The organism is Comamonas trifloxystrobinivorans (assembly GCF_043359985.1).
Taxonomy (GTDB): domain Bacteria; phylum Pseudomonadota; class Gammaproteobacteria; order Burkholderiales; family Burkholderiaceae_C; genus Comamonas; species Comamonas trifloxystrobinivorans.
This window is the reverse complement of the sequence record NZ_JBHZGV010000028.1, coordinates 36,105-48,485: the sequence shown is the minus strand read 5'-3', so window position 1 is coordinate 48,485 and position 12,381 is coordinate 36,105. Positions and strand designations below refer to the sequence as shown.

The following is a 12,381-nucleotide window of genomic DNA, read 5'->3' as shown; positions in this document are numbered from 1 at the left end:
ACCGTCAAGCTGATCGCTCCTATCGCTATGGAAGAAGGTCTGCGCTTCGCTATCCGCGAAGGTGGTCGTACCGTCGGTGCTGGCGTGGTTGCCAAGATCCTGGCGTAAATTTTCGTAGGGGTATAGCTCAATTGGCAGAGCGTCGGTCTCCAAAACCGAAGGTTGTAGGTTCGATTCCTACTGCCCCTGCCACTGAATAAGTGGTCAACCAAGCCCGCCTAATATTGGCGGGCTTCGGCGTCTTGAGCGACGCTGTTTTAATCTGATTGTCGACATGGCTGCTACACAAGTTGAAACGGTTAGTTCTGGTGCGGACAAGCTCAAGCTGGTCGGCGTCGCAGTGCTGGTAATCGCTGGGATTGCCGGCTTTTACCTGTTGTCCAAGCAGGGCGCGGTAGTGCAGTGGGCTGTGCTGCTGGTGGGCCTGGTGGCGGCTGCAGCAGTGTTTCTGGTGTCGGAGCCAGGCAAGCAGTTCGTGGGCTTTGCCAAGGATTCTTGGCGCGAAGTCAAAAAAGTGGTGTGGCCTTCGCGCAAGGAAACGCTGCAGATGACGGCCTATGTTTTTGCCTTTGTCGTTGTCATGTCGCTGTTCTTGTGGCTGACCGATAAAACGCTGGAATGGGTGCTGTACGACCTGATTCTGGGCTGGAGGAAGTAATGTCGAACACAGACGTAACAACAAACACGGGCGCTGAGGCGCCTATTAGTCCTGCCAATCCGGATCTGCGCTGGTACATTGTTCACGCCTATTCGGGCATGGAAAAGGCAGTCGAGCGCAATATCCAGGAGCGTATCAACCGCTCCGAGATGCAAAACAAGTTTGGTCGCATTCTGGTGCCGACCGAAGAAGTGGTGGAAGTGCGCAATGGTCAGAAGAAGACCACTGAGCGCCGTCTGTTCCCGGGTTATGTCTTCGTCGAAATGGTGATGGATGACGATACCTGGCACTTGGTCAAGCACACCAGCAAGGTGACGGGTTTTGTCGGCGGTGCCAAGAACCGTCCCGCTCCCATCTCGGAAGCGGAAGTGCAAAAGATTGTCAGCCAGATGGAAGAGGGCTCGGACAAGCCGCGCCACAAGATCGAATTCCTGGTGGGCGAGTTGGTGCGTGTCAAGGAAGGCCCGTTCACCGATTTCAACGGAACCGTCGAAGAAGTAAACTACGAAAAGAGTCGACTTCGCGTTTCTGTTATGATCTTTGGCCGCTCGACTCCTGTTGAGCTCGAATTCGGCCAGGTCGAGAAAACCTGATTCGTCTTCACTGACAAATACCAAAGCTTCGCTCGCCGAAGCTTTGCATGTTTTTCAAGCACCTACGGACTCGGTGCCTAAACAGAGTCTTAACCCCGGGGAGCCAGCACGAATGTCGTGTTGGCGTTTGTACCCGCAAGGAGCTAAAAATGGCAAAGAAGATTGTCGGCTTCATCAAGCTGCAAGTGCCAGCTGGTAAGGCCAACCCATCGCCACCTATCGGTCCCGCACTGGGCCAACGTGGTTTGAACATCATGGAATTCTGCAAGGCGTTCAACGCCCAGACCCAAGGTGTTGAACCTGGTCTGCCACTGCCTGTGGTGATCACCGCTTTCGCGGACAAGAGCTTCACCTTCGTGATCAAGACCCCACCCGCAACGGTGCTGATCAAGAAGGCTATCAAGCTCGACAAGGGCTCCTCCAATCCTCTGGCCAACAAGGTCGGCAAGATCACCCGCGCTCAGCTGGAAGAAATCGCCAAGACCAAGTTGAAGGACATGAACGCTGCTGACGTGAACGCCGCTGTGCGTACGCTGGCTGGTTCTGCCCGTTCCATGGGCGTTACGGTGGAGGGCCTCTGAGATGGCAAAGTTGACCAAGAAGCAAAAAGCCCTGCAAGGCAAGGTGGACACCACCAAGCTGTACGCATTCGCTGATGCAGTAGCTCTCGTCAAGGAAGCTGCTACGGCCAAGTTTGATGAATCCATCGACGTGGCTATCCAGCTGGGCGTGGATGCCAAGAAGTCGGACCAAGTGGTGCGTGGCGCCGTGGTTCTGCCTAATGGCACTGGCAAGACCACCCGCGTGGCCGTGTTCGCACAAGGCGCCAAGGCTGACGAAGCCAAGGCCGCTGGTGCTGACGTGGTGGGTATGGACGACCTGGCCGCCATGGTCAAGGCCGGTGACATGCCTTTCGACGTGGTGATCGCTGCCCCTGACGCGATGCGCGTTGTGGGTACCCTGGGTCAGATCCTGGGCCCCCGTGGTCTGATGCCTAACCCCAAGGTTGGCACCGTGACCCCTGACGTTGCTACGGCTGTGAAGAACGCCAAGGCAGGTCAAGTGCAGTTCCGCGTTGACAAGGCTGGTATCGTTCACTCGACCATCGGTCGTCGCTCGTTCGACAACGACAAGCTGCAAGGCAACCTGGCAGCTCTGGTGGAAGCCCTGAACAAGGCCAAGCCTGCAACCAGCAAGGGTGTGTACCTGCGCAAGGTGGCAGTGTCGTCCACGATGGGTGTCGGCGTTCGCGTCGATGCACAAACCATCGCAGCGTAATTGCTAAAAAAATCGTCAGGCGGGCACGCAAGTGCCAGCCTGGTGTGGTGGGCTGTTACCAACTTCGTGTCGGTAGCAGGCCATCCAAGACCGTTGGCGTGATGCAAGATCACTTAAATCTTTGGCCAACGCAGATGGCGATCCCGCTGCAGATGGATGTATTTCCAAAACAGTTGGTCGCTGCAACAAGAGCGCGCATGGGTGGTTCGCCGCTTATGCGCATTTGAAGGAGTAGACCTTGAGTCTGAATCGCAGTGAGAAAGAAGCGGTCATCAATGAAGTGACCAGCCTCGCCGCTAAAGCTCAAACGCTTGTGTTCGCGGAATACCGCGGCATCACGGTCGCTGACATGACGAAGCTGCGTGTGGAAGCACGCAAGCAAGGCGTGAGCCTGAGTGTTCTGAAGAACACCCTGGCTCGTCGCGCTGTTGCTGGTAGCAGCTTCGAAGTGGTGGCTGACCAGATGACCGGCCCGCTGATCTACGGTTTCTCTGAAGATGCAATCGCCGCCGCCAAGGTGGTGGCCGATTTCGCGAAGACCAACGACAAGTTGGTGATTCGCGGTGGTGCATACGAAGGAAAGGCGTTGGACGTTAATGGCGTGAAGCAACTGGCAAGCGTGCCTTCCAAGGAAGTGCTGCTGGCCCAATTGTGTGGCCTGCTCATGTCGCCTATGTCGCGTACCGCCGTTGTGCTGGGCGCGCTGGCGGCCAAAAAGGGCGAAGGCGCCGAAGTTGCTGCAGCTTAATTGACGCGCGGCATAACCAACCGAAATTTTTAGGAAATCAAAATGGCATTCGATAAAGACGCATTCTTGACCGCCCTGGACAGCATGACTGTTCTGGAACTGAACGACCTGGTCAAGGCAATTGAAGAGAAGTTTGGCGTGAGCGCTGCTGCTATGGCCGCTCCCGCTGCTGGTGGCGCTGCTGCTGGCGGTGCTGCTGCTGAAGAAAAGACCGATTTCAACCTGGTGCTGGTGGAAGCCGGCGCTAACAAGGTTGGCGTGATTAAGGCTGTGCGCGAAATCACCGGTCTGGGCCTGAAGGAAGCCAAGGACATGGTCGACGGCGCTCCTAAGACCCTGAAGGAAGCTATGCCTAAGGCTGACGCTGAAGCTGCTGCCAAGAAGCTGACCGAAGCTGGTGCTAAGGCTGAACTGAAGTAATTCTTTCAGTTTTGAGGGCTGGAAGTTCCGTTTGGGGCTTCCAGCCTTTGGCGCTTCTGGAAAGCGCTGGCCCCAGAGGCCACCACAAAGCAGCCAGCGCTGGCTGTTTTGTAGTGTTTTCTAACATCCGACACTAGAAAACCCCTTGGTTCGGGTGGTGTGCAATGCACCACCGTCTGCCATGGTTGGTAGTGGCCAACCCACCAAGCTGCAAACCCCGTTGAGGGGCGTCGTCGAAGACCCAGGACTCATGTCTTTGCCCGGAGATCTCATGGCCTATTCTTACACCGAACGCAAGCGAATCCGCAAAAGTTTCGGCAGCCGCGATAGCGTGCTCGAAGTGCCTTACCTGCTGCAAATGCAAAAAGATGCGTACACCGCATTCTTGCAAGCAGACTCGGCCCCTAAAAAACGTACTGATGAAGGCTTGCAAGCCGCCTTCAACTCTGCTTTCCCGATCGTCTCGCACAATGGTTTTGTCGAGATGAAGTTTGTCGAGTACAACCTCGCCAAGCCGGCTTTCGACGTGCGCGAGTGCCAGACCCGTGGTCTGACCTTCTCGTCCGCCGTGCGTGCCAAGGTGCAGCTGATCATCTATGACCGCGAGTCGTCGACGCCGCAGTCCAAGGTGGTCAAGGAGGTGAAGGAGCAGGAAGTCTACATGGGCGAAGTGCCCCTGATGACCGACAAGGGCTCGTTCATCGTCAACGGTACCGAGCGCGTGATCGTGTCTCAGCTGCACCGCTCGCCTGGCGTGTTCTTCGAGCACGACAAGGGCAAGACCCATAGCTCGGGCAAGCTGCTGTTCTCGGCCCGCATCATCCCTTACCGTGGTTCGTGGCTCGACTTTGAATTCGACCCCAAGGACCTGCTGTACTTCCGCGTGGACCGTCGCCGCAAGATGCCGGTGTCGATTCTGCTGAAGGCCATCGGCATGACGCCAGAGTCGATCCTGGCGACCTTCTACGAAAACGACAACTTCCGCCTGATGGACAGCGGCGCACAAATGGAATTTGTGGCCGACCGTCTGAAAGGTGAAATTGCCCGCTTCGACATCACCGACAAGTCGGGCAAGGTCGTCGTCGCCAAGGACAAGCGCATCACCGCACGCCACACCCGCGAGCTCGAGCAATCGGGCACCAAGTTCGTCAGCGTGCCGGAAGATTTCTTGCTCGGCCGCGTGGTCGCCAAGAACATCGTTGACCCTGACACCGGCGAAATCATCGCCAAGGCCAACGAAGAGCTGACCGAAGCGCTGCTGAAAAAGCTGCGCAGCGCCGGCATTCAAGAGCTGCCTTGCATCTACACCAACGAACTGAGCCACGGCGCCTACATTTCGCAGACCCTGCGCACCGATGAAACCGCCGACGAATTCGCTGCCCGCGTGGCCATCTACCGCATGATGCGCCCTGGTGAGCCGCCTACGGAAGACGCCGTGCAAGCGCTGTTCCAGCGTCTGTTCTACAACGAAGACACCTACGATCTGTCGCGCGTCGGCCGCATGAAGTTCAACGCCAAGATCGGCCGCGACACGCCTACCGGCCCGATGGTGCTGTCCAACGAAGACATCCTGGAAGTGGTGAAGATCCTGGTGGATCTGCGCAACGGTAAGGGCGAAGTCGACGACATCGACCACCTGGGTAACCGCCGCGTGCGTTGCGTGGGCGAGCTGGCCGAAAACCAGTTCCGCACCGGTCTGGCACGTATCGAAAAGGCTGTGAAGGAGCGTCTGGGCCAAGCGGAACAAGAGCCGCTGATGCCTCACGACCTGATCAACAGCAAGCCGATCTCGGCAGCGCTGAAGGAATTCTTCGGTGCCTCGCAGTTGTCGCAGTTCATGGACCAGACCAACCCGCTGGCTGAAATCACGCACAAGCGTCGTGTTTCCGCTCTGGGCCCAGGCGGTCTGACCCGCGAGCGCGCCGGCTTCGAAGTGCGTGACGTGCACGTGACCCACTACGGCCGCGTCTGCCCTATCGAAACGCCTGAAGGTCCTAACATTGGTCTGATCAACTCGCTGGCTCTGTACGCCCGCCTGAACGAATACGGCTTTATCGAAACGCCGTATCGCCGCGTGGTGGATGGCAAGGTGACCGACCAGATCGATTACCTGTCGGCGATCGAAGAAGGCAAGTACGTTATCGCTCAGGCCAACGCCGAGCTGGACGCCGAAGGCCGTCTGACGGGCGACCTGGTGTCGGCCCGTGAAAACGGTGAATCGACGCTGCTGTCCGCCGAGCGCGTGCAGTACATGGACGTGTCGCCTGCACAGATCGTGTCGGTGGCTGCTTCGCTGATTCCGTTCCTGGAACACGACGACGCGAACCGCGCTTTGATGGGTGCCAACATGTCGCGCCAGGCCGTGCCTGTGCTGCGTCCTGAAAAGCCCATGGTCGGTACCGGTATCGAGCGCGTGGCCGCTGTGGACTCGGGCACCGTGGTGACCGCAACCCGTGGCGGTATCGTCGATTATGTGGACGCGACCCGTATCGTGATCCGCGTGAACGACGAAGAAGCCGTGGCCGGTGAAGTCGGTGTGGACATCTACAACCTGATCAAGTACCAGCGTTCCAACCAGAACACCAACATCCACCAGCGTCCTGTGGTTCGCCGCGGCGACAAGCTGGCCAAGGGTGACGTGATCGCCGACGGCGCATCGACCGACCTGGGCGAAATCGCCATTGGTCAGAACATGCTGATCGCGTTCATGACCTGGAACGGCTACAACTTCGAAGACTCGATCTTGATCTCTGAGCGCGTGGTGGCCGAAGACCGCTACACCTCGATCCACATCGAAGAACTCGTGGTGATGGCCCGCGACACCAAGCTGGGTGCCGAAGAAATCACGCGCGATATTCCGAACCTGTCGGAGCAACAACTCAACCGTCTGGACGAATCCGGCATCATCTACGTGGGTGCCGAAGTGCAGCCCGGCGACGTGCTGGTGGGCAAGGTCACGCCTAAGGGCGAAACCACGCTGACGCCAGAAGAGAAGCTGTTGCGCGCCATCTTCGGCGAGAAGGCTTCGGACGTGAAGGACACCTCGCTGCGTGTGGACCAGGGCTCGCAAGGTACCGTGATCGACGTGCAAGTGTTCACGCGTGAAGGCATCACCCGCGACAAGCGCGCCCAGCAGATCATTGACGACGAGCTCAAGCGCTTCCGTCTGGATCTGAACGACCAGCTGCGTATCGTGGAAGCCGACGCTTTCGACCGTATCGCCAAGCTGCTCAACGGCCGCGTGGCCAATGGCGGCCCGCAAAAGCTGGCCAAGGGCACCAAGATCGACAAGGCTTATCTGGACGGCGTGGAGAAGTTCCACTGGTTCGATATTCGCCCTGCCGAAGACGATGTGGCCGCACAGCTGGAGTCCATCAAGAACTCGATCGAGCAGCAGCGCCACAACTTCGACCTGGCTTTCGAAGAAAAGCGCAAGAAGCTCACCCAAGGCGACGAGCTGCCCGCCGGCGTGCTGAAGATGGTCAAGGTGTACCTGGCCGTCAAGCGCCGTCTGCAGCCTGGTGACAAGATGGCCGGCCGCCACGGTAACAAGGGTGTGGTCTCCAAGATCGTGCCGGTGGAAGACATGCCTTTCATGGCTGACGGCACCACCGCCGACATCGTGCTGAACCCGCTGGGCGTGCCTTCGCGTATGAACATCGGTCAGGTGCTGGAAGTGCACTTGGGCTGGGCCGGCAAGGGCCTGGGCCAGCGCATTGGCAACATGCTGCAGGAAGAAGCCCGCGCTGCGGAAGTGCGCTCCTTCCTGGAAGAGGTCTACAACAGCCGCGGCCGCAAGGAAGACCTGGCCGAGCTGTCCGATGACCAGATCATGTTCATGGCCGAAAACCTGAAGAACGGCGTGCCTTTCGCAACGCCGGTGTTCGACGGTGCGTCCGAGCAGGAAATCAAGGACATGCTCAAGCTGGCATACCCTGATGACATCAAGGAACGCAAGGGCCTGACCGAGCCACGCACGCAGGCTTACCTGTATGACGGCCGCACTGGCGAGCGCTTCGAGCGCCCGACCACCATCGGCTACATGCACTACCTGAAGCTGCACCACTTGGTCGACGACAAGATGCACGCTCGCTCCACTGGCCCGTACTCGCTGGTGACGCAACAACCTCTGGGCGGTAAGGCCCAGTTCGGTGGTCAGCGTTTCGGTGAAATGGAAGTGTGGGCGCTGGAAGCTTACGGCGCCGCCTATGTGCTGCAGGAAATGCTGACCGTCAAGTCCGACGACGTGCAAGGCCGTACCAAGGTGTACGAGTCCATCGTCAAGGGCGAACACGCTATCGAAGCCGGCATGCCGGAATCGTTCAATGTGCTGGTCAAGGAAATCCGTTCCTTGGGCCTGGACATCGAACTGGAACGTTCTTAATTTGAAGGGGGAAAGAGTCTATGAAATCGCTACTCGACCTGTTCAAGCAATTCACGCCTGATGAGCATTTCGATGCCATCAAGATTGGCCTGGCATCGCCCGAAAAGATCCGTTCGTGGTCTTTCGGCGAAGTCAAGAAGCCTGAAACCATCAACTACCGTACCTTCAAGCCCGAGCGCGACGGTCTGTTCTGCGCCAAGATCTTTGGCCCGATCAAGGACTACGAATGCCTGTGCGGCAAGTACAAGCGCTTGAAGCACCGCGGTGTGATCTGCGAGAAGTGCGGCGTTGAAGTCACGCAGACCAAGGTGCGCCGCGAGCGCATGGGTCACATCGACCTGGCCGCGCCTTGCGCCCACATCTGGTTTCTGAAGTCGCTGCCTTCGCGTTTGGGCCTGGTGCTCGACATGACGCTGCGCGACATCGAACGCGTGCTGTACTTCGAAGCCTATGTGGTGACCGACCCTGGCATGACCCCGCTGAAGAAGTTCAGCATCATGTCGGAAGACGAGTACGACAAGAACGTCGAAGAGTACGGTGACGAGTTCGTTGCCAAGATGGGCGCCGAAGGTATCAAGGACCTGCTGGAATCCATCGAGATCGACTCCGAGATCGAGCGTCTGCGCAACGACTTGACCGGCTCCGAAGTCAAGGTCAAGAAGAACGCCAAGCGCCTCAAGCTGCTCGAAGCGTTCAAGAAGTCGGGTATCAAGCCCGAGTGGATGGTGCTGCAAGTGCTGCCCGTGCTGCCTCCGGACCTGCGTCCGCTGGTGCCACTGGACGGCGGCCGCTTTGCTACGTCCGACCTGAACGACCTGTACCGCCGCGTCATCAACCGCAACTCGCGTCTGCGCCGCCTGCTGGAGCTCAAGGCTCCTGAAATCATTGCTCGCAATGAGAAGCGCATGCTGCAAGAAGCCGTGGACAGCTTGCTGGACAACGGCCGCCGCGGCAAGGCCATGACGGGCGCCAACAAGCGTGCTCTGAAGTCGCTGGCCGACATGATCAAGGGCAAGGGCGGTCGTTTCCGTCAGAACTTGCTGGGTAAGCGCGTCGACTACTCGGGTCGTTCCGTGATTACCGTGGGCCCAACGCTCAAGCTGCACCAGTGCGGTCTGCCCAAGCTGATGGCGTTGGAGCTGTTCAAGCCTTTCATCTTCGCCCAGTTGGAGCAACGCGGCATTGCCACGACCATCAAGGCTGCGAAGAAGGAAGTGGAAACCGGTACGCCCGTGGTGTGGGACATCTTGGAAGAGGTGATCCGCGAGCATCCGATCATGCTCAACCGTGCGCCTACGCTGCACCGTCTGGGTATCCAGGCGTTCGAGCCTATCTTGATTGAAGGCAAGGCCCTGCAACTGCACCCACTCGTTTGCGCGGCATTCAACGCCGACTTCGACGGTGACCAGATGGCTGTGCACGTGCCGCTGTCGGTGGAGGCACAGATGGAAGCCCGCACGCTGATGCTGGCTTCGAACAACGTGCTGTTCCCCGCATCGGGCGAACCTTCGATCGTGCCTTCGCAAGACGTGGTGCTGGGTCTGTACCAAGCCACCCGTGAGCGTATCAACGGCAAGGGCGAAGGCATGGTGTTCTCCGACATCGGCGAAGTGCAACGCGCACTGGACGCTGGTGAGGTGGAGCGCCCCGCCAAGATCAGCGTGCGTCTGACCGAGTGGGCCAAGAACAAAGCCACGGGCGAGTTCGAGCCTTCGACCAAGCTGGTCGAAACCACCGTGGGCCGCGCCCTGCTGTCGGAGATTCTGCCCAAGGGCATGCCTTTCTCGACGATCAACAAGACGTTGAAGAAGAAGGAAATCTCCAAGCTCATCAACATCTCGTTCCGCAAGTGCGGTCTGAAAGAGACCGTGGTGTTTGCCGACAAGCTGCTGCAAAACGGCTTCCGTCTGGCTACGCGCTCGGGTATCTCGATCGCTATCGGCGACATGCTGGTGCCACCGCAAAAGGCCGAGATCATCGCCCGCTCCGAAGCGGAAGTGAAGGAGATCGAGCAGCAGTACGTCTCCGGTCTGGTGACCGCTGGCGAGCGCTACAACAAGGTGGTGGACATCTGGGGCAAGGCCGGTGACGAAGTCTCCAAGGTCATGATGCAACAGCTGGCCAAGGAAAAGGTCATCGACCGCCATGGCAAGGAAGTCGACCAGGAATCGTTCAACGCGATTTACATGATGGCCGACTCCGGTGCCCGTGGCTCGGCCGCCCAGATCCGCCAGCTGGCCGGTATGCGTGGCCTGATGGCCAAGCCTGACGGCTCGATCATTGAGACGCCTATTACCGCGAACTTCCGCGAAGGCCTCAACGTGTTGCAGTACTTCATCTCGACCCACGGTGCTCGTAAGGGTCTGGCCGACACGGCTTTGAAGACGGCTAACTCCGGTTACCTGACGCGTCGTCTGGTCGACGTGACCCAGGATCTGGTGATTACCGAGCAAGACTGCGGCACCCACAACGGCACGCTGATGCGCGCTGTGGTGGAAGGCGGTGAAGTGATCGAATCGCTGCGCGACCGTATCCTCGGCCGTACCGCTGCCGACGAAGTGCTGCACCCCGAAACCCGTGCTGTGCTGGCCAAGCCAGGCGATCTGTTCGACGAAGACCTGATCGAAGATCTGGAAGCCGCTGGCGTGGACGAAGTGAAGGTGCGCACTGCACTGACCTGCGAAACCCGCTACGGTCTGTGCGCCACCTGCTACGGCCGCGACTTGGGCCGCGGCGGCCTGATCAACCTCGGCGAAGCCGTGGGTGTGATCGCTGCCCAGTCCATCGGTGAGCCTGGCACGCAGCTGACCATGCGTACCTTCCACATTGGTGGTGCCGCATCGCGTGCTGCTGTCGCTTCGAGCGTGGAAGCCAAGTCCAACGGTATCGTGGGCTTCAACCCGCAGATGCGCTATGTGACCAACAACAAGGGCGAGCTGGTGGTGATTTCGCGTTCCGGCGAAATCGTCATCCAGGACGAATACGGCCGCGAGCGCGAGCGTCACAAAATGCCTTACGGCGCGACGCTGTCGATCAAGCCTGATCAGCAGATCAAGGCCGGTACCGTGCTGGCGCACTGGGATCCGCTGACCCGACCCATCATTACCGAATACGCCGGTCAGGTGAAGTTCGAGAACGTGGAAGAAGGTCTGACGGTGGCCAAGCAGGTCGACGAAGTGACCGGTCTGTCCACACTGGTGGTGATCGATCCGAAGCACCGCGGCTCGGCCAAGGTGGTGCGTCCACAGGTCAAGCTGACCGATGCCCAAGGCCACGAAGTCAAGATCCCTGGCACCGACCACGCGGTGACGATCGGCTTCCAGGTCGGCGCTCTGCTGCAAGTGCGCGACGGTCAGGAAGTGGGCCCCGGCGAAGTGCTGGCCCGTATCCCGATGGAAGGCCAGAAGACCCGCGACATTACCGGTGGTCTGCCCCGTGTGGCCGAACTGTTCGAAGCCCGTACGCCCAAGGACAAGGGCACGCTGGCCGAGATGACCGGTACCGTGTCTTACGGTAAAGAAACCAAGGGCAAGGTGCGCCTGCAGATCACCGATCTGGAAGGCAAGGTCTGGGAAGAGCTGGTTCCGAAGGAACGCAACATCCTGGTGCACGAAGGCCAGGTGGTGAACAAGGGCGAACTGATCGTCGACGGCCCCGCCGATCCGCAGGACATCCTGCGTCTGCTGGGTATCGAAGAGCTGTCGCGCTACATCGTGGACGAAGTCCAGGACGTGTACCGCCTGCAAGGTGTGAAGATCAACGACAAGCACATCGAGGTGATCGTTCGCCAGATGCTGCGCCGCGTGATTATCGAGAACCCCGGCGATACCAGCTACATCCAGGCCGAGCAGGTCGAGCGCTCCGAAGTGCTCAACACCAACGAAGCCGCAGTGCGCGACGGCAAGCTGCCTGCCACGTACTCCAACGTGCTGCTGGGTATTACCAAGGCATCGCTGTCGACCGACTCCTTCATCTCGGCCGCTTCCTTCCAGGAAACGACCCGCGTGCTCACCGAAGCTGCCATCATGGGCAAGCGCGACGAGCTGCGTGGCCTGAAGGAAAACGTCATCGTCGGTCGCCTGATCCCTGCCGGTACCGGTTTGGCTTACCACCAGGCACGCAAGGCCAAGGACGAGATGGACGAGGCCGAGCGCCGCGCCATCGCCGATGCAGAAGCCGCTGAGCTGGCTGCTGCGTCGGAAGCAGTCGAGGCTTCTGCCGACGGCGCTGCTGCAGACCCTGCAGCGGACTAAGCCGCCCCCAGCCTGACAGCCCGTAAGGCTGTCAGGCCAGATGTCAG

Annotated in this window: 9 protein-coding genes and 1 tRNA gene; all 10 read left to right on the top strand. The window is 59.2% G+C overall.

Annotation, left to right across the window (positions count from 1 at the left end; all coding sequences use genetic code 11):
* On the top strand, positions 1–108 hold a 108-nt coding region (locus ACFIQF_RS23545), incomplete at its 5' end, for an EF-Tu C-terminal domain-related protein (RefSeq protein ID WP_489672292.1).
* 8 nt (positions 109–116) lie between these two features.
* A tRNA-Trp gene (locus ACFIQF_RS23540) sits at positions 117–192 on the top strand.
* Between the two features lie 82 nt (positions 193–274).
* On the top strand, positions 275–658 hold the full coding sequence (secE, locus tag ACFIQF_RS23535) for a preprotein translocase subunit SecE (protein ID WP_393946097.1): 384 nt from the start codon (positions 275–277) through the stop codon (positions 656–658).
* Complete coding sequence (gene nusG / locus ACFIQF_RS23530; protein WP_393946095.1) at positions 658–1,251, top strand: transcription termination/antitermination protein NusG; 594 nt, start codon at positions 658–660, stop codon at positions 1,249–1,251. The genes secE and nusG overlap by 1 nt, the downstream gene beginning before the upstream one ends.
* A 149-nt stretch (positions 1,252–1,400) precedes the next feature.
* Positions 1,401–1,832 carry a 50S ribosomal protein L11 gene (gene rplK, locus ACFIQF_RS23525; protein ID WP_393946094.1) on the top strand — a complete coding sequence of 144 codons (432 nt, stop codon included), beginning with the start codon at positions 1,401–1,403 and terminating at the stop codon, positions 1,830–1,832.
* Position 1,833: 1 nt separating this feature from the next.
* Entirely contained in the window at positions 1,834–2,529 is a 696-nt protein-coding gene (gene rplA, locus ACFIQF_RS23520; protein WP_393946093.1) for a 50S ribosomal protein L1, read from the top strand.
* A gap of 238 nt (positions 2,530–2,767) precedes the next feature.
* A complete protein-coding gene (rplJ, locus tag ACFIQF_RS23515; RefSeq protein WP_393946092.1) occupies positions 2,768–3,277 on the top strand; it encodes a 50S ribosomal protein L10 in 510 nt (169 codons plus the stop codon).
* 42 nt (positions 3,278–3,319) lie between these two features.
* Positions 3,320–3,697 carry a 50S ribosomal protein L7/L12 gene (gene rplL / locus ACFIQF_RS23510; protein WP_393946091.1) on the top strand — a complete coding sequence of 126 codons (378 nt, stop codon included), beginning with the start codon at positions 3,320–3,322 and terminating at the stop codon, positions 3,695–3,697.
* 271 nt (positions 3,698–3,968) lie between these two features.
* The gene (gene rpoB / locus ACFIQF_RS23505; RefSeq protein WP_393946090.1) at positions 3,969–8,081 is read left to right on the top strand and encodes a DNA-directed RNA polymerase subunit beta; all 4,113 of its coding nucleotides are present in this window, start codon (positions 3,969–3,971) and stop codon (positions 8,079–8,081) included.
* Between the two features lie 20 nt (positions 8,082–8,101).
* Positions 8,102–12,334, top strand: coding sequence for a DNA-directed RNA polymerase subunit beta' (gene rpoC / locus ACFIQF_RS23500; RefSeq protein WP_393946089.1), 4,233 nt, complete (start codon positions 8,102–8,104; stop codon positions 12,332–12,334).
* Positions 12,335–12,381 lie beyond the last annotated feature (47 nt).